A 15514-nucleotide genomic window follows, 5' to 3' on the forward strand; every position below is an offset into this window, starting at 1 on the left:
TCCCTCGTGACGAGGGTCCGGACGACGCCCAGAACGACCCGAAGGCCGCCCTCGGGCTGCGGGTGGGCGCAGCCCGAAGTTCGTATTCGTTAGCCGCAGCGGGTGCTGGAGCGGTCGATCGAGCGACCCAGCAGTGCGCCGGCCGCGCCGCCGATGATCGCGCCGAGCGTGCGATCTCCGCCGCGCCCTGCGACCTCGTGGCCGATCAGCGCGCCGACCCCGGCACCGACCAGCAGCCCCGTGGTGCCGTCTTCACGCTCGCAATAGTAGCGGTTGTCGCGGCCGCGCCAGATGCGGGTGTCGCGATAGACCGGGCGACCCCAGTTGCGGTCGTAGCGCATGTAGTAGGGGCGTGTGTCGCGGTAGTCCCGACGGTCTTCGCGGTAATACCGACGGTCTTCGCGATAATAGCGGCGGTCGTCGTAATGACGGCCGTGATAGCGCCGGTCCTTGTGCTTTTTGTGCTTGTGATGACCGCGACCGTGCTCGTAGACCGTATCGCCTGCCATCACATGGGCCTGCGGTGCGGCATGGGCGGGAAGTGGTGCGGCGGCTGCGGGCACAGCGAGCGTCAGGCCCGATGCGGCCAGCGCCAGCGATGCGGTCTTCAAAATGCGGTTCATGTTCTTCGTCCTGTGGATCGTGTTCGACTCGGTGGAGCCTTGATGCCGTTCAGGTTTACGCATACCTTCCTGAACGGAATGCAACGCGAGCGACAGATTTGCGTTAATCGACGAACCGAATATCTGGCTGCGACGAGATGAGGCTTGCGGCAGCGAATGCCGCGCCCTAGGCGCCGGATATTCATGGACACGACAGAAACCGAGCATGGCCGCAAGGGTCTCATCGCGGCGCTCACGGCCTATGTCATCTGGGGCTTCTTGCCGCTCTACCTGATACTGGTGAAGAGCGTTCCGCCGTTCGAATTCGTCGGCTGGCGCATCATCTGGACCTTGCCGATCTGCCTCGTCATCGTGGCGGTTCGCAAGCAACTGCCAGACCTGAAACGCGCGCTATGCAATCGCAGGACCATGATGTGGCTGCTTGCAAGCTCAACGCTGATCGCGGTGAACTGGGTGGTCTATGTCTGGGCGATCCAGGCGGGCAATGTCTACGCAGCCAGCCTCGGCTATTACATCAACCCGCTGTTCAACGTGCTGCTCGGCACCCTGCTGCTGAAGGAGCGCCTGACGCGCACGCAGTGGGCAGCCGTCGGCCTGGCCGTGATAGGCGTCTCCCTGCTGCTCGGCGGGGCTCTGACGACGCTGTGGATCAGCCTGACGCTCGCCATCAGCTTCGGCACCTATGGCCTGATCCGCAAGCAGGTGGATGTGGGCGCCCTGCCCGGGCTCACTATTGAATCCATCGTACTGCTGCTTCCTGCAGCCGGCGTCGCCTGGTTCTATGCGCAATCGCCGATGGGCACCTCGATCGACGATAGCTTCGACCTGACCCTGGCGATCATGCTCGGCGGGGCGCTGACGGCCTTCCCGCTGCTGTTGTTCGCCATCGCGGCCAAGAAACTGCCCTACTCGACGCTGGGCTTCATCCAGTTCCTTGCGCCGAGTATCGTTTTCATCCTCGGCCTGACCGTGTTTGGCGAGGATTTGAAGCCCGTTCAGGCTGCCTGCTTCGCCTTTATCTGGACGGCGGCGGCGCTGTTCGTCTGGGACCTGTGGTCGCGCTCTAGGAAGCCAGCCGCCACTTGAGCGTCTCGCCCGCGTGGAAGGGCACGATCTCGGCCTCGCCGCCATCGACCTCTGCAGGCACTTCGACGGGTGCCTTCTCCAGCGTGATCGTCTGCTCGTTCACCGGCAGCCCGTAGAATGCCGGGCCATTGAGGCTGGCAAATCCTTCGAACCGGTCGAGCGCACCTTCCTCGTCGAAGACCGTGACATAGCTTTCGAGCGCGAAGGGCGCGTTGAAGATACCCGCACAGCCGCAATCGCTTTCCTTGGCGTGGCGATGGTGCGGAGCGCTGTCCGTGCCGAGGAAATACTTGGCCGAACCCGATGTCGCCGCCTTGCGCAGCGCGAGCCGGTGTTCCTCGCGCTTGGCGACGGGCAGGCAGAACATGTGCGGACGGATGCCGCCGACCAGAATCGCGTTCCGGTTGATATGCAGGTGCTGCGGCGTGATCGTCGCGCCGATGCGCGGCCCCGAAGCATCGACGAACTCGACCGCCTGCTTCGTGGTGATGTGTTCGAAGATCACCTTGAGATCGGGTAGCCGCTCGACCAGCGGGGCGAGGATCCGGTCGATGAAGACAGCCTCGCGGTCGAAGATGTCGATGTCCGAATGGGTGACCTCGCCGTGGACGCAGAGCGGCATGCCGATTTCGGCCATGCGCTCGAGAACACCCTCGATATTGGCGACATCGGTCACGCCATGCGCGGAATTTGTGGTCGCGCCCGCCGGATACAACTTGGCCGCGGTCAGCACACCATCGGCAAAGCCTGCGGCCATGTCGTCGGCATCTGTCTCGTCGGTAAGATAAGCAGTCATCAGCGGCGTGAAGTCGACACCCTCGGGTACGGCCGCAGCTATACGGTCGCGATAGGCCGCCGCGAGAGCGCTGGTGGTGACCGGCGGCGCGAGATTGGGCATTACGATCGCACGGCCGAACTGGCGGGCCGTATGCGGCACCACGGCGCGCATGGTCTCGCCATCGCGGAAATGGAGATGCCAGTCGTCGGGGCGGCGGATGGTTAGCGATTCGGATACCGTGCTCATGACGGTTGCCTATGGCGGGCAGGCACCTATCTGTCACCCATGACAGCAACCCGCCTGATGAACCGCGCCGTGATCCGCCTGAGCCCGCAGGGGGAGGACGGCGACAATGTCCTCGATTTCCTGCAAGGCCTGCTGACGAACGATCTCAGGCAGCCGCTGCCGGTCTATGCCGCCCTGCTGACACCGCAGGGCAAGACCATGTTCGACATGTTTGTCTGGCCCGCAGGCGATGGTGCGATCCTGCTCGATTGCGAGGCCGAGGTCGCACAGGATCTGGCCAAGCGCCTGACGCTTTATCGCCTGCGCCGCCGGATCGACATCGAGGTCGACGACAGTGTCGCCGTCCATTGGCAGGGACATCAGGGGGACGGCGGCGCGCCCGATCCCCGGCTTGCGGCGCTCGGCCAGCGGTGGCTTGCCCCCGCGCAGGACGGCGAGGACGCGGCAGACGAGGCCTATCTCGAGCATCGCCTCTCGCTTGGCGTGCCGGAAGGACGGGCTGAGCTGGGCGACATTCTCTGGCTCGAAACCAATGCGGTGGAGCTACACGGCGTAGCTTTCGACAAGGGGTGTTACATCGGTCAGGAAAATACCGCCCGCATGAACTGGCGCAGCAAGGTCAATCGCAGGCTTGTCGTGGTGCCGCTGGAGCAGTCGGACGAGAAACGGCGCAAGCTTGCTTACGACAGGCTCGGCCTCGCGGTCGATCACCTGCGGGTCAGCGATATCGATGCCGAGAGCGCGCCGGAATGGCTGCGCGCGGGCCTCACGCCGGCGGAGTAACCGCTTCCAGCGAACGGACCAGCATTCGCTCGGCACGGTCGCGTGCGGCAGTGGCGGGCAGGCCGAGTGAGCGGGCAAGCGCGGAGCCGATCAACGCATCGCCCATGGCCATCAGCACCAGCGCCAAGGTTTCTTCATGTACCTGGGTCGCATTTCCGGAATGCGCGGCTTCTTCTGGCGCAATCTCATCGACCAGTTCGTGAATAGTCTCGACGATCGGCGTCAGCGCGTCTTCATTGCCGGTGAGGATCATCCAGCTGGCGAGCGCACCTGCACCCTCCTTGTCGAATGCATCGAACGCCAGGTCGACCACTTCGCGCGGACTGCCCAGTCCTGCGCGGCTGGCGCGAACGGCATCGGCGATGGTCGCACACACAGCCTCTGCCAGATGCCCGGCCAATGCCTTTTGCAGGCCCGCAGCCGAGCCGAAGTGATGCAGCAGGTTCGCGTGGGTACGCCCGATTCGTCCGGCAACCGCCTTCAGGGTGACCGACTGCGGCCCCGTTTCGATCAGCAGCGAACGCGCCGCTTCAAGCGCGGCCAGTCGGGATTCCTCGGGTGAAAGTCGTTTGCGAGTTGCCATCGTCAACCAGCGTTAACCCATCCCCGCTAGATCGCAAAGCCGATAGCGGACTGTTATTGACATTTATGTCAGTAAAGCCTATTTACACTCATGTAAGTAACCAATCCGGAGCCGTCATGAACGCCCCCGTAAAGATCGATACCGATACCGACCGCCAGGCACCCACGCCGGCCGACCTCACCATCACCGTGCGCGACGAGCGTTTCAATCGCGGCACCACGCCGCGTCGCTGGTGGGCAGGTGAACCCTTCGGCACTGCATGGCACAATGCCCTTTCCGCTACTTTCCCGCGCGGCGAGGCATTCTTCATCGAAGCCGTGAAGGCGCACCGCGAGGGTGCAGACCCGCAGCTGGCCGAAGAAATCCGCGCTTTCGTAAAGCAGGAAATCAACCACACCCGCGAACACATCGCCTTCAATCGCCTCGCCGAAGATCACGGCTACGACATCAAGGCGATCGACCAGCGCGTTGCCGAGATGCTAGCCCTGACCAAGGATCGCCCGGTCATCGTCAATCTCGCAGCGACCATGGCGCTGGAACACTATACCGCCATGATGGCTGCCGAATTCCTCGCCAACCCGCGGCACTTCAAGGACGCCGATCCCGAGGTTCGCAAGATGTGGGAATGGCATTCGATCGAGGAAATCGAGCACAAGGGCGTCGCCTTCGATACCTATCTCCACGCGACGAAGGACTGGACGAATTGGCGCCGCTGGAAGCTGCGCAGCCTCATGATGCTGATCGTGACGTTCAACTTCTTCAAGAACCGCTGCCACGACACGCTCGAGCTGCTCGCGCAGGATGGCATCACCGGCTGGAAGGCCAAGTGGGGCCTGTTCAAGTATCTCACGGTCACTCCGGGCGTGGTGCGCCGCATCCTCCCTGCGTGGCTGGCTTATTTCAAGCCGGGCTTCCACCCGTGGGACCACGACGACCGCGCGCTGATCGGCAAGTACGAAGGCGAATTCCGGGCGGCGTTGATGCCTGCCGAATAATCGCCTCGACAAGCGAATCGATAAGGGCCCCGCGAGACGATCGCGGGGCCCTTTTTCGTGTCAGGCTGCTTGCAGGCTGGAGACCTCGCCTTCTTCCAGGTCGAGGCTGTACATGACGCATTCGGCGTCCTCGCCGCGCCCGCAGCTGTGCCGCATGGCGGTCTTGCCGGTGGGCAGGAAGCCGAGCTTGCGCAGCACCTTGCCCGAGGCGGGATTGTCGGTGAAGTGACCGGCTGTCAGGCGCTCATGCCCCAGCAAGCGGGCCACCTCGATCACGCCGCGACCTGCCTCGGTCGCGAAGCCGCGGCCCCAGAAGGGCCGGGCAATCCAGTAACCGAGCTCGGTAGCCTCCTCGCCTGCATCGATCCCGATACAGCCGACGAGTTGCGACCCACGCTCGGTGGGCATGGTAATCAGGAAGACCGGATATCGCGGGTCCTGCATGCGCTTGACGAAGGTAAGGGCATGCTCGGGAAGGTACGGCCAGGGCGCACGGGCAAGATTGCGGACGACTCCCTTGTCGGCGATACCGCCAAACAGTGCATCTGCATCTTCGGGCCAGGCAGGCCGCAACAGCAGCCTTTCGGTTACATGGAACATACGTTTTACTCCCCGTAGGACCACGCTCCGGGCTCCTAGGCCGGACACGTGACAATTGCGTGATGACGAAAGGAATTTTCGCCCAAGCGGTTTTGAAGAGGGAGAAACGACAAGAGGGAGACGGGTCGGCCCCATCTCCCTCTTCGTCTGCCGGATCGTTAGCCCGGCTGGGACCGTCTCGTCTGGACGATCCCGTTATCGGAGCGTCCGTTTATTCGGCAGCTTCTGCCATCGCGTCGACCGAAACGTATTTGCGGCCGAGCTTGCCCGAGTGGAATCGGACTACGCCGTCGGTAAGCGCGAACAGCGTGTGGTCCTTGCCCATGCCGACGTTGACGGCCGGGTAGAACTTGGTGCCGCGCTGGCGCACGATAATGTTGCCGGCGACGACGTTTTCGCTGCCGAACTTCTTCACACCAAGACGACGACCGGCTGAGTCGCGACCGTTACGCGATGAACCGCCTGCTTTTTTATGTGCCATGGTCCGGGTTCCTTACTTCTTGGATTCGGTCTTCTTAGGCGCTGCCTTCTTGGCAGGAGCCTTCTTGGCGGGAGCCGCCTTGGTGGCTGCAGCCTTCTTCGGCGCAGCCTTCTTGGCCTTGGGCGCTGCCTTCTCTTCGGAAGTGTCCTTCTTCGGAGCGGCCTTCTTTTCTTCGGCCTTCTTCGGAGCAGCCTTCTTGGCGCCGCCGGTGCCGACGTCGGTGATGCGCAGCAGCGTCATCATCTGACGGTGACCGTTCTTGCGACGGTAGTTGTGACGACGACGCTTCTTGAAGACGACGACCTTTTCGCTCTTCGCCTGAGCGATGATTTCGGCCGAAACAGTCACCTTCGAGGCGTCTTCGATCTTGTCGCCTTCGCCGGCGAGCAGGATGTCGCCCAGCGTGATGGTGTCACCGGCTTCGCCAGCCAGCTTCTCAACCGCGATCTTGTCTCCGGCGGCAACCCGGTATTGCTTGCCGCCCGTGCGCACTACTGCGAACATGGTCGTATCTCTCGTTACAAATTGCTGTGCCGCATCCTTGCGAATCTACGGCGCGCCCGTCGACCCGCTGGTGTGCGGGCCCGGAAAGAAGCGTGCCGTTAGGCGAAAGGTGCCACTAAGTCAACGCTCGATGCGGTGGTTTTTTGGCTTTCGCACTGGCACCTGTGCTTCCGCGTGCTATGTGGCGGGCATGCCTACAATTGCAAGTGTTCCGGTATCCCTCGCATTGTTGCTCGCCCTTGGCGCGTGCGCATCGAGCGGATCCGAGTATCCCTCGCTCTCTATCCGCGCTTCCGAGCGGACCGAAGGAACCTTTGAAAGTCCCGTGCCCCAGCGCCTGGATGTCCCGCCCGTCGAAGTGGACCTGACCGGCGGTCTCGATGCGCGCCTGGACAGCCTCGTGGGTGCCGCGCGCGAGGCACATGCCGAATTCACCCGTATCGAACCCGGCGCAAGGCAATTGGTCGCACAAGCTAGCGGCAGCGAGATTGCAAGCGACCGCTGGGCGGCAGCGCAGGTTGCCCTCGCCGAACTCGATTCGGCCCGCAGCCGCGCCGCCGTGCCGCTGGCCGACCTCGACACTCTCTACATCGCCAGCCGCGTCGCGGCGGAAGATATCACCAAGATCGACGAGGCCCGTAGAACCGTTATCGCCATGGTCAGCGAAGAGGACGCCGTTCTGGCGACCCTGCGCGGCCGCATTCGATGAGCCTTTCCTGCGCCACCTGCCCGGTTCGCGACCGTGCCGCCTGCGCGGTGCTGAGCGAAGAAGAGCGGGACGAGCTGGCCCGGGTCGGCCGCACCCGCAAATTGTCGAGGGGCGAAACGCTTTTCTCTGCGGGCGAGAGCGAAGCGGCCTGCGCCACGCTGAAATCCGGCGCGCTGAAGATCACTTCGACCGATATCGACGGACGCGAACGCATATTGTCGCTCGTTCACCCTTCCGGTTTCATCGGTGAGATGTTCGGTCCCTACATGCGCCACGACGTCGTAGCGCTGGGTGATGCGGAGCTGTGCGTTTTCTCCGGCCCCAATTTTGCCGAGGCGGTGAACCGCTTTCCCCGGCTCGGACAGGCGCTCCTGCGGCGCACGCAGGAAGATCTCTACGCCAGCCGCGAATTGCTCGCGCTCACCGGGAATGCCTCGGCCGAGCAGCGCGTGGCAGGTGCCCTGCTCTCGCTCGCCCGCGCTGCCAGCGATTCGCCCTGCCATCCGGCCACGAGCTTCGAACTGCCCCTCTCACGCGGCGAACTTGCCGACATGCTGGGCATCACGATCGAAACCGTCAGCCGCATGCTCACGCGGTTCGAAAAGGACGGGGCGATCAAGCGCACAGGTAAGCGCGGGATCGATCTGGTCGACCCCGCGCTCTTGCCCCTCTCCTGAGGCTTCTCTTAGCGGACCAGTGCCGCGATTGTGATGGTCGCTACGCCCCAGCAGAAGATGATTGCGGGCAGGATGAGCATCTGCACGGCTGCATCCTTGGCCGAAAGGCGACCCGTCAGCGTCTGGATGCCCTGGCTGCGCAGCTTGGCGAAAGACATCGGCTTCGAGGAGCTTTCCGGCGCGAGCTTCGTCCAGATGGCCGGAACACCGAAGGCTGCGACGATGAACAAGGCGAAGATGGTCATCGGAATGATAAGGCCCGGCGACGGGAGGCCGGTAGCCATGACGGCAATGAAGCCCAGGTAGAGCGCGACCGTTGCACCATAGAGGCCCTTGGGCAGCTCGAACGTGCGATCGGCTTCCTGATGCTTGGCCGGCGCTTCGACGATAACGGCCTGCTCGGCCACCAGGTCACGGGTAAGATGCTTCGACATGACGATCTCCTTTGTTGGAGCCTTTATGCCGAACCCGCGATCACGCTTCCTTGATCGAGATCAAACCGGGTAATTTATTGCCATCTGGCGAGGTCATCGTGGTCCTGGCCGCGCGGTTCGATCCAGTGCCATCCGTCATCGCGCCTTTCGCGTTTCCAGAACCATGCTGCGGACTTGAGGTGGTCCATGAGATAGTCGGCGGCCTGAAACGCATCGCGCCGGTGGCGTGCTGCCGTGGCGACCAGAACGATCGCCTCGCCCGGCGTCATCACGCCAACCCGGTGCCAGACCAGGGCGCCATCGAGGGCAAACCTGCTTGCGGCGGTCGTGGCCAATTCCTCCATCCCGGGAAGCGTGAGCGGTTCGTAATGCGTCAGTTCCAGCGCGCGGACATTGTCCTCGGGACGGACCTTGCCGAGAAAGGAAACCACACCGCCCGCTTCGCCATGCGCCGCGTTGAATGCCGCCAAGGCCTCGCCCACCGACATCCCACTGTCGAGAAGGCGGACGTCGAGCGGGCTGGATATGGATAGCCTAGCCACCGCTCACCGGGGGCAGCAGTGCAACCTCGTCACCATCTTGCGCCATGAGCGCGCGCTTGTCTGCCAGCACGCGGCCCTTGCAGGCGACATTGACGCGTTCGAGTTCGAGCTGTCCGGCCACGTCTGCGCCAACGGCGTCGATCAGGCCCGCCCAATCGACCGGCGCATCGACCTCGCGCTCCGTTGCGCCCGCAAGGTCGGCCAGCGGGCCGAGGAAGAGAATCGTCACGCTCATCAGGTCACCTGCAGATATTGGCCGGTCACGCCGGGAGCGTCGGCCAGATAGGCTTCTGCCTCGTCGACCCCGCGCCCCTCCCCCGCGATGAAGTTCACGCGGTGCGGCGTGTGCTTGCGCGCCAGCATGGCGACCGCAGCGTGCCGCCAGTCGGAATGGGTGTGATCGGCAGGAACGAGGACGGCCATCACGTCGAGGCCTTCGTCGAGGGCGCGTTCGATCGGGTCGAGCCAGTTCTGGTGAAACAGCCCCGCCGCAGCGAGAGGTTCCTCCGGCAAACCCTCCACCTCGACACGCTTCATCAGCGACGCTCGCGGTGGAGCGTGATACCGATTTTCTCGCCCGCCTCGGCAATGGCGAGCTTCACGATTTTCACCGTTACCGCCTCGATTCGCTTGTCCTGGAGGAACAGCGTTTCGCAGACATGGTCCGCCACCGCCTCGATCAGCTTGAAATGCACGCCCTCGGGCAGCGCCTGCGACGCCGCGAACTTGAGGTCCATGTAATTCTTCGAATCGTCGAGCGGGGTGTCGGCATCGTAGTGGCGCAGCGGCTTCATCCGCACCTGGATGGTGAAGCGCAGCGGCTGCGGCTTGCCGGTTTCTTCGGAATAGATGCCGGTCAGGACATCATGTTCGAAATCGGCGACTTCGAGGATCAGCGAATCGGTCATGAAGTTTCCCTAGCGCGGATTGGACCAGCGCGCGAAGATCGCCGTTGGCAGCATCCGACCACCCTCTTCCTGCACGGCGAGGTCGCCGTGCTCGATCGTGCCCGGAAGGCCCTCGAAGACTTCCTGCAACAGCCCGCCGAGCGCGAGACTGCTCATACGCACGGCATAGACGGTGAGGAACAGGAAACTGCTGTCCTTGTCGAGCAGCTGGCGGCAATCCGACACCAGATCGGGCAGGCCCTGTTCGAGCCGCCATACCTCTCCATCCGGACCGCGGCCGAACTTTGGCGGATCGAGGATGATGCCGTCATAGCGGCGGCCGCGGCGGACCTCGCGTGCAGCGTATTTCATCGCGTCTTCGACCAGCCAGCGCACGGGGCGATCATCGAGACCTGCCAGCGCGGCGTTCTCGCGCGCCTGTGCGACAGACTTCTTGCTCGCATCGACATGGGTGACGCGGCCGTATTTGCTCAATGCCTGCGTGCCGACACCGGTATAGCCGAACAGGTTCATCGTCTCTGCGTCCGTGCGGCCCTCGAGTTGCTCGCCCATCCATGTCCACACGGGCGCCATGTCGGGGAAGAAGCCGACGTGGCGGAAGGGCGTGCACTGTGCAGTGAAGCGCACTTCGTCGCCCCAGCCCAGTTGCCAGCCATCGCGCGGCACATCCTTGAGATACTGCCAGCGCCCGCCGCCGTCCTCATCGCTACCGGGCACGAATTCGGCATGGGCGTCCCACTCTTCCATGCGCGGTGTCCACATGGCCTGCGGTTCGGGCCTTACGAAGCGATAGTCGCCATAGGCCTCGAACTTGCGGCCGTGACCGCTGTCGAGCAGGCGATAGCCGTCCCAGCCTTCGCCGACCATCAGCACCGGATCGCGGACGAGCTCGGCCATCAGGAAGCCTTCTCCATGATGTGATCGCGCACGGCCTCGTAGGCGCCGGGCAGTTCGATATAGCTCTCCTCGCGCGCGAAGAGATCGCCGACGCGGGCAGGCAAGCTGGGGCGCAGACCGGTGGCGCGTTCCACCGGATCGGGGAACTTGGCCGGATGCGCCGTCGCGAGCGTCACCACCGGCGTGGCCGGATCGATGCCGGCCTTGCGCGCCGCGTGCAGGCCGATCGCCGTATGCGGGTCGAGCATCTCGCCGCATTCCTCGCAGGCCCAGCGCATGGCCTGAAGCGTATCGTCTTCGTCAGCACGGGCACTGGTGAAGAGCGCAGCCGCCCCTTCGCGTTGTGCGTTGGACAGGCGCATCGCCTTCGTCGCATCGAAATCGCGCATCTGCTGCGCAAGGGCCAGCCCGTCGCGGCCGCCCACATCGAACAACAGTCGTTCGAAGTTGGAACTGACCTGGATATCCATGCTGGGCGCGGAGGTGGGCGTTACCGTGCCGGTCGAATAGTCGCCGTCCGCCAGCGCGCGATGGAGGATATCGTTGACGTTGGTGGCGACGATCAGCTGCTCGATGGGCAGGCCCATGCGCGCTGCCACATGACCAGCAAAGACGTCTCCGAAATTGCCGGTGGGCACGCTGAAGGCGAGCTTGCGCTCCGGTCCGCCAAGCTGGAGCGAGGCGGCGAAGTAATAGACCACCTGCGCCATCAGCCGCGCCCAGTTGATGGAATTGACCGCGCCGATGCGGTGTTTCGCAGCCACATCGGTATCGGCGAAGATGCGCTTCACCATCGCCTGCGCATCGTCGAAACTACCGTCGATGGCGATGTTGTGGACGTTGGGCGCGCGCACCGTGGTCATCTGGCGGCGCTGGACGTCGCTCACCCGGCCCTTGGGGTGGAGCATGAAGATTTCGACATTGTCGAGGCCTGCTACCGCATCGATCGCGGCGCTGCCCGTGTCTCCGCTGGTCGCACCGACAATGGTCAGGCTGCCCTCTTCGCGGCCGAGGAATTCCTCGAACAGCAGGCCGAGCATCTGCAGCGCCACGTCCTTGAAGGCGAGCGTGGGGCCGTGGAAGAGTTCGAGCACCCAGTGTTGCTCGTCCAGTTGCACCAGCGGAGTAACCGCCTTGTGGGCGAAGCGGCCATAGGCCTTGGCCGTCAGTTCGCGCAGGCGCTCACCCGTCAGGCAATCACCGACGAAGGGCTCCATCACCCGTGCGGCCAGTTCGGCATAGGGAAGCCCGCGCATGGCCGCGATCTCTTGCTGCGAGAACTGCGGCCAGCTTTCGGGCACGTATAGGCCGCCATCGCTGGCGAGACCCGCCAACGTGACTCCTGCAAAATCGAGGCTCGGGGCCTCACCGCGTGTCGAGACGTATTTCATGTCGCGCATGCGGTTAGCCGCGCTGGCTCATACGGGCAAGCAAGCGGGTGTTTAGTCGTCCCTAGCCTTGGTGGCAGAACGGCGGCGCAGCGCGAGGATGTAGATGACGAGCGCGGTGAGCGCGAAGAAGAACCACTGTCCGGCATAGGCAAGGTGGTTGTTGGGCAGGTCGCGCGGATCCGGCGTGGCGAGCGGCTCCAGCCCTGCCAGCGGCTCTGCGGCGACTACTCGGCCGCCGGGCGCGATGGTGCCACGTACTTCACCGCCGCTCCATTGGACCGGCGCGGGATTGCGCGAGAAGCCGAGGTCCACCTTCACGGGGGTGCCGTCCGCCAATTCGCAGAGCACGCGCTGCGCCACGCCCTTTTCGCCGCGCGCACTGGTCCCGGCAGTCGTCGTCCCGCCCGATGCGCTGGCGCAAAGGATCGTCGTGCGGCGATACATGGCTGCCTCGATCCCTGCCTGATCGCGGGGGTATTCGACCTCGGATGACATCTTCAACGACTGCTCTGCCTGTGCGATCAGGGCTTCCTTCTCGCCCATCCGGCCAAGCTGCCAGAAACCTAGCGCGATCATGACCGCGATGGCGGCGGCCACGATGATCGTCGGGATGATGGGAATGTTGCGGGTCATCTTGGGTTTCGTCCGATCGAAAAGCGAAAGGGGCAGTCGCGGACTTGCCGGACTGCCCCTTTTCATGTGTCCGGCAAGCCGGAACGTATCAGTGGAACTCTGCGCCCCAGCCGCCCCAGACATAGACGACGGCGAAGAGGAACAGCCACACCACGTCGACGAAGTGCCAGTACCACGCAGCGGCTTCGAAGCCGAAGTGCTGGCGCGGCGTGAAGTGGCCCGCATAGGCGCGTACCAGGCAGACGATCAGGAAGATCGTGCCGACGAGCACGTGGAAGCCGTGAAAGCCGGTCGCCATGTAGAAGGCCGAGCTATAGGTGTTGCCGCCGAATGCGAAGGGGGCAACGCCGTATTCGTAAGCCTGGATCGCGGTGAAGACCGCGCCGAGCAGGACCGTTGCCCACAGGCCCTTCTTCAGGCCGTCGCGGTCACCGTGGATCAGCGAATGATGCGCCCAGGTCACCGTGGTACCCGAGCAAAGCAGGATCAGGGTGTTGAGCAAGGGCAGGCTGAACGGATTGATGACATATTCGATAGCCACGGGCGGGAACTCGCCGCCGATGACTTCGGAAATCTCGCTGGGGAACAGCGCGAAATCGAACCAGCTCCAGAACCAGCCGACGAAGAACATCACTTCCGAAGCGATGAACAGGATCATGCCGTAACGCATGTGCAACTGCACGATCGGCGTGTGATCGCCGCGCTGCGCTTCCTTCACGATGTTCGAGAACCAGGAGAAGAAAGTGGCGATGAGACCTGCGATACCGAGGCCCAGCACGAGATGGGCACTGCCCATATCATGCATGAACAGAACCATGCCGCTGGTGAAGGTCAGCGCCGAGATCGAGCCGATCAGCGGCCAGATATCGGGTTCGAGGATGTGATATTCGTGATTGACGTTACCAGCCATAGTACCTGTGTCCTGGGTTTCGCTATGCGGGTGCCCTTAATGCGCAAGAACGCGCGGGTCTAGGGGGCAGCCGAGGTTATTCTTGCGTTCGTGGTCTAATCGATCGCTTCGTGGAAGGTATAGGACAGGGTGATCTGCTCCACGCCTTCCATGTTGGGGTCGTCCAGAGCCTTGGGGTCCACATAGTAAAGTACGGGCATGCGCACTTCCTGCCCCGGCTGCAGCGTCTGCTCGGTAAAGCAGAAGCACTGGATCTTGTTGAAATAGGCGCCTGCCTGCTCGGGCTCGACATTGAAGGTCGCAGTGCCGGTCACCGGACGGTCCGAATTGTTCTTCGCGAGATAGATCGCCAGGTCGCGTTGGCCGATGGTGACGGTATCGGTCACCTGTCCGGGCTTGAAGGTCCAGCCAAGGCCCGGCGCGGTCGTGGCATCGAAGCGGATCGAGATCTGCTGGCCGCCCGCCGCCTGCCCAATCCGCTCGGCAATGGCCGCTTCGCTTTCGGTTGCGCGCTGAGTGGTTCCGCCGAAACCGGTGACCTGGCAGAACAGCTGGTAGAGCGGGACCGCCGCATATCCGAGACCTAGCATGCCCGCCGCCGCCAGCAGGGCGAGCATCGCCGTGCGGTTCTTCCGGTTTTGCAAAGTCGCGGTGGTCATAAGTCCCTCACATCCTCACGATGGTAATTGCGTAGAACAGGATCGCCATGAACAGCAGGATTCCGCCAAGCACGAGGTTCCGGCTCTTCTGGCGGCGGCGAAATTCCTTTTCCTCTTCGGGGGTCATCCGAAAACTCCATATTGGGCTGCGACACGGTCGACAACCAGCGCCGCGAACAGGGCGAACAGGTAGAAAACGCTGAAGGCGAACAGGCGTTTCTCAAGGCTCATCTTGTCGCCTTTGACTGCCGTACGCAGGGCGACCGGCACGCTCATCAGCAGGAAGGCGAGCGACAGCACGATTGCGGTAACGCCATAAAATGCGCCGGTGCCGGCGATGAACCACGGCGCGGCCGCGATCGGGACCAGCAGGATGCAATAGGCAAGGATCTGGCGACGTGTCGAACGTTCGCCCTTCACCACCGGCATCATCGGGATACCGACCTTGGCATAATCGCTCTGCACGAACAGGGCGAGTGCCCAGAAGTGCGGCGGCGTCCAGAAGAAGATGATCGCGAACAGCAGGACCGGCATCAGCGTGATGTCGCCGGTCACCGCGATCCAGCCGATCATAGGCGGGAACGCCCCCGCCCCGCCGCCGATGACGATATTCTGCGGCGTGCGCGGTTTCAGCCAGATCGTGTAGACGACGGCATAATAGACGATGCTGATGAAGAGGATCGCTGCCGCGAGCCAGTTCACGCCCAGTCCCATGATGACCACCGAGGCGGCAGAGATCAGGATACCGAAGTCACGCGCGTCGGTGCGGTTCATCCGCCCGGCGGGCAGAGGCCGCTTGGACGTGCGCTTCATGCCTGCATCGATATCCGCTTCCCACCACTGGTTGAGCGCCGCGGCCCCGCCCGCGCCCAGCGCGATACAGAGAATCGCGGTGAAACCGATGATGGGATGGATGCTGCCTGGTGCCGCGAGCAGACCACACAGGCCGGTGAAAATCACGAGGCTCATCACGCGCGGCTTGGTCAGCGCGAAAAAGTCGCGCCAGTCCGCGGGGAGCTGGGTGGAGGATGTGGTTGCTTCGGTCATGGGATTCGCTTGGCCGCCCTATAGTGGC

General features: G+C 63.5%; 22 protein-coding genes. 5 read left to right on the forward strand and 17 right to left on the reverse strand.

Annotated elements, in window-relative coordinates; all coding sequences use genetic code 11:
• Positions 1-89 precede the first annotated feature (89 nt).
• The gene (locus K3136_RS03980; RefSeq protein WP_221431608.1) at positions 90-623 is read right to left on the reverse strand and encodes a glycine zipper 2TM domain-containing protein; all 534 of its coding nucleotides are present in this window, start codon (positions 621-623) and stop codon (positions 90-92) included.
• Between the two features lie 183 nt (positions 624-806).
• Between K3136_RS03980 and rarD the strand changes: the two genes are divergently transcribed.
• Positions 807-1709, forward strand: coding sequence for an EamA family transporter RarD (rarD, locus tag K3136_RS03985; RefSeq protein WP_221431609.1), 903 nt, complete (start codon positions 807-809; stop codon positions 1707-1709).
• On the opposite strand, the gene pyrC is transcribed toward rarD, so the two are convergent.
• Positions 1687-2733: a dihydroorotase gene (gene pyrC, locus K3136_RS03990; RefSeq protein WP_221431610.1), complete on the reverse strand. Its 1047-nt coding sequence runs from the start codon at positions 2731-2733 to the stop codon at positions 1687-1689. The two genes, rarD and pyrC, sit on opposite strands and share 23 nt — an antisense overlap.
• Positions 2734-2772: 39 nt before the next feature.
• On the opposite strand from pyrC, the gene ygfZ reads away from it, so the two are divergent.
• A complete protein-coding gene (gene ygfZ, locus K3136_RS03995; protein WP_221431611.1) occupies positions 2773-3516 on the forward strand; it encodes a CAF17-like 4Fe-4S cluster assembly/insertion protein YgfZ in 744 nt (247 codons plus the stop codon).
• Here the strand turns inward: ygfZ and K3136_RS04000 are convergent.
• Positions 3500-4099 (reverse strand): TetR/AcrR family transcriptional regulator, encoded by a 600-nt coding sequence (locus K3136_RS04000; RefSeq protein ID WP_221431612.1) that lies wholly within the window; start codon positions 4097-4099, stop codon positions 3500-3502. The two genes, ygfZ and K3136_RS04000, sit on opposite strands and share 17 nt — an antisense overlap.
• Before the next feature lie 116 nt (positions 4100-4215).
• Between K3136_RS04000 and K3136_RS04005 the strand changes: the two genes are divergently transcribed.
• Entirely contained in the window at positions 4216-5094 is an 879-nt protein-coding gene (locus K3136_RS04005; RefSeq protein WP_221431613.1) for a metal-dependent hydrolase, read from the forward strand.
• 60 nt (positions 5095-5154) lie between these two features.
• Here the strand turns inward: K3136_RS04005 and K3136_RS04010 are convergent, their stop codons facing one another.
• The 3 genes from K3136_RS04010 to rplU all read right to left on the reverse strand — a co-directional run bounded on the left by K3136_RS04010 (position 5155) and on the right by rplU (position 6679).
• Entirely contained in the window at positions 5155-5694 is a 540-nt protein-coding gene (locus K3136_RS04010; protein WP_221431614.1) for a GNAT family N-acetyltransferase, read from the reverse strand.
• Positions 5695-5905: 211 nt separating this feature from the next.
• Positions 5906-6175 (reverse strand): 50S ribosomal protein L27, encoded by a 270-nt coding sequence (gene rpmA / locus K3136_RS04015; protein WP_221428915.1) that lies wholly within the window; start codon positions 6173-6175, stop codon positions 5906-5908.
• A gap of 12 nt (positions 6176-6187) precedes the next feature.
• Positions 6188-6679, reverse strand: a complete 492-nt coding sequence (rplU, locus tag K3136_RS04020; protein ID WP_221431615.1) for a 50S ribosomal protein L21 — start codon at positions 6677-6679, stop codon at positions 6188-6190.
• A 325-nt stretch (positions 6680-7004) separates the two neighbouring features.
• Between rplU and K3136_RS04025 the strand changes: the two genes are divergently transcribed.
• Together K3136_RS04025 and K3136_RS04030 are read left to right on the forward strand one after the other, a co-directional pair.
• Entirely contained in the window at positions 7005-7388 is a 384-nt protein-coding gene (locus K3136_RS04025; protein WP_221431616.1) for a hypothetical protein, read from the forward strand.
• Entirely contained in the window at positions 7385-8065 is a 681-nt protein-coding gene (locus tag K3136_RS04030; protein WP_221431617.1) for a Crp/Fnr family transcriptional regulator, read from the forward strand. Before K3136_RS04025 ends, K3136_RS04030 begins: the two co-directional genes overlap by 4 nt.
• Positions 8066-8073: 8 nt before the next feature.
• Here the strand turns inward: K3136_RS04030 and K3136_RS04035 are convergent, their stop codons facing one another.
• The 11 genes from K3136_RS04035 to K3136_RS04085 all read right to left on the reverse strand — a co-directional run bounded on the left by K3136_RS04035 (position 8074) and on the right by K3136_RS04085 (position 15486).
• Positions 8074-8499 carry a hypothetical protein gene (locus K3136_RS04035; protein ID WP_221431618.1) on the reverse strand — a complete coding sequence of 142 codons (426 nt, stop codon included), beginning with the start codon at positions 8497-8499 and terminating at the stop codon, positions 8074-8076.
• A 74-nt stretch (positions 8500-8573) separates the two neighbouring features.
• Positions 8574-8987 carry a molybdenum cofactor biosynthesis protein MoaE gene (locus K3136_RS04040; protein WP_221432206.1) on the reverse strand — a complete coding sequence of 138 codons (414 nt, stop codon included), beginning with the start codon at positions 8985-8987 and terminating at the stop codon, positions 8574-8576.
• A gap of 46 nt (positions 8988-9033) precedes the next feature.
• Positions 9034-9276, reverse strand: coding sequence for a MoaD/ThiS family protein (locus K3136_RS04045; RefSeq protein WP_221431619.1), 243 nt, complete (start codon positions 9274-9276; stop codon positions 9034-9036).
• Positions 9276-9578, reverse strand: coding sequence for a Rossmann fold domain-containing protein (locus K3136_RS04050; RefSeq protein ID WP_221431620.1), 303 nt, complete (start codon positions 9576-9578; stop codon positions 9276-9278). Before K3136_RS04050 ends, K3136_RS04045 begins: the two co-directional genes overlap by 1 nt.
• Positions 9578-9949: a dihydroneopterin aldolase gene (locus tag K3136_RS04055; RefSeq protein WP_221431621.1), complete on the reverse strand. Its 372-nt coding sequence runs from the start codon at positions 9947-9949 to the stop codon at positions 9578-9580. The genes K3136_RS04050 and K3136_RS04055 overlap by 1 nt, the downstream gene beginning before the upstream one ends.
• 9 nt (positions 9950-9958) lie before the next feature.
• Entirely contained in the window at positions 9959-10846 is an 888-nt protein-coding gene (locus K3136_RS04060) for a class I SAM-dependent methyltransferase (RefSeq protein WP_221431622.1), read from the reverse strand.
• Positions 10846-12237 (reverse strand): threonine synthase, encoded by a 1392-nt coding sequence (gene thrC / locus K3136_RS04065; protein ID WP_221432207.1) that lies wholly within the window; start codon positions 12235-12237, stop codon positions 10846-10848. The genes K3136_RS04060 and thrC overlap by 1 nt, the downstream gene beginning before the upstream one ends.
• 51 nt (positions 12238-12288) lie before the next feature.
• Positions 12289-12870: an SURF1 family cytochrome oxidase biogenesis protein gene (locus K3136_RS04070; protein ID WP_221431623.1), complete on the reverse strand. Its 582-nt coding sequence runs from the start codon at positions 12868-12870 to the stop codon at positions 12289-12291.
• A gap of 88 nt (positions 12871-12958) precedes the next feature.
• Complete coding sequence (locus K3136_RS04075; RefSeq protein ID WP_221431624.1) at positions 12959-13780, reverse strand: cytochrome c oxidase subunit 3; 822 nt, start codon at positions 13778-13780, stop codon at positions 12959-12961.
• A gap of 95 nt (positions 13781-13875) precedes the next feature.
• Positions 13876-14439, reverse strand: coding sequence for a cytochrome c oxidase assembly protein (locus K3136_RS04080; RefSeq protein WP_221431625.1), 564 nt, complete (start codon positions 14437-14439; stop codon positions 13876-13878).
• Between the two features lie 123 nt (positions 14440-14562).
• On the reverse strand, positions 14563-15486 hold the full coding sequence (locus K3136_RS04085) for a heme o synthase (RefSeq protein ID WP_221431626.1): 924 nt from the start codon (positions 15484-15486) through the stop codon (positions 14563-14565).
• Positions 15487-15514 lie beyond the last annotated feature (28 nt).

The organism is Qipengyuania gelatinilytica, assembly GCF_019711315.1.
In the GTDB taxonomy this organism is placed as follows: Bacteria; Pseudomonadota; Alphaproteobacteria; order Sphingomonadales; family Sphingomonadaceae; genus Qipengyuania; species Qipengyuania gelatinilytica.

Bases quoted from the DNA above. Each gene is read 5' to 3' on its own strand.
- K3136_RS03980 (WP_221431608.1), bottom strand. From the start codon at position 623: ATGAACCGCATTTTGAAGACCGCATCGCTGGCGCTGGCCGCATCGGGC.
- rarD (WP_221431609.1), top strand. From the start codon at position 807: ATGGACACGACAGAAACCGAGCATGGCCGCAAGGGTCTCATCGCGGCG.
- pyrC (WP_221431610.1), bottom strand. From the start codon at position 2,733: ATGAGCACGGTATCCGAATCGCTAACCATCCGCCGCCCCGACGACTGG.
- ygfZ (WP_221431611.1), top strand. From the start codon at position 2,773: ATGACAGCAACCCGCCTGATGAACCGCGCCGTGATCCGCCTGAGCCCG.
- K3136_RS04000 (WP_221431612.1), bottom strand. From the start codon at position 4,099: ATGGCAACTCGCAAACGACTTTCACCCGAGGAATCCCGACTGGCCGCG.
- K3136_RS04005 (WP_221431613.1), top strand. From the start codon at position 4,216: ATGAACGCCCCCGTAAAGATCGATACCGATACCGACCGCCAGGCACCC.
- K3136_RS04010 (WP_221431614.1), bottom strand. From the start codon at position 5,694: ATGTTCCATGTAACCGAAAGGCTGCTGTTGCGGCCTGCCTGGCCCGAA.
- rpmA (WP_221428915.1), bottom strand. From the start codon at position 6,175: ATGGCACATAAAAAAGCAGGCGGTTCATCGCGTAACGGTCGCGACTCA.
- rplU (WP_221431615.1), bottom strand. From the start codon at position 6,679: ATGTTCGCAGTAGTGCGCACGGGCGGCAAGCAATACCGGGTTGCCGCC.
- K3136_RS04030 (WP_221431617.1), top strand. From the start codon at position 7,385: ATGAGCCTTTCCTGCGCCACCTGCCCGGTTCGCGACCGTGCCGCCTGC.
- K3136_RS04035 (WP_221431618.1), bottom strand. From the start codon at position 8,499: ATGTCGAAGCATCTTACCCGTGACCTGGTGGCCGAGCAGGCCGTTATC.
- K3136_RS04040 (WP_221432206.1), bottom strand. From the start codon at position 8,987: ATGTCGGTGGGCGAGGCCTTGGCGGCATTCAACGCGGCGCATGGCGAA.
- K3136_RS04045 (WP_221431619.1), bottom strand. From the start codon at position 9,276: ATGAGCGTGACGATTCTCTTCCTCGGCCCGCTGGCCGACCTTGCGGGC.
- K3136_RS04050 (WP_221431620.1), bottom strand. From the start codon at position 9,578: ATGAAGCGTGTCGAGGTGGAGGGTTTGCCGGAGGAACCTCTCGCTGCG.
- K3136_RS04055 (WP_221431621.1), bottom strand. From the start codon at position 9,949: ATGACCGATTCGCTGATCCTCGAAGTCGCCGATTTCGAACATGATGTC.
- K3136_RS04060 (WP_221431622.1), bottom strand. From the start codon at position 10,846: ATGGCCGAGCTCGTCCGCGATCCGGTGCTGATGGTCGGCGAAGGCTGG.
- thrC (WP_221432207.1), bottom strand. From the start codon at position 12,237: ATGAAATACGTCTCGACACGCGGTGAGGCCCCGAGCCTCGATTTTGCA.
- K3136_RS04070 (WP_221431623.1), bottom strand. From the start codon at position 12,870: ATGACCCGCAACATTCCCATCATCCCGACGATCATCGTGGCCGCCGCC.
- K3136_RS04075 (WP_221431624.1), bottom strand. From the start codon at position 13,780: ATGGCTGGTAACGTCAATCACGAATATCACATCCTCGAACCCGATATC.
- K3136_RS04080 (WP_221431625.1), bottom strand. From the start codon at position 14,439: ATGACCACCGCGACTTTGCAAAACCGGAAGAACCGCACGGCGATGCTC.
- K3136_RS04085 (WP_221431626.1), bottom strand. From the start codon at position 15,486: ATGACCGAAGCAACCACATCCTCCACCCAGCTCCCCGCGGACTGGCGC.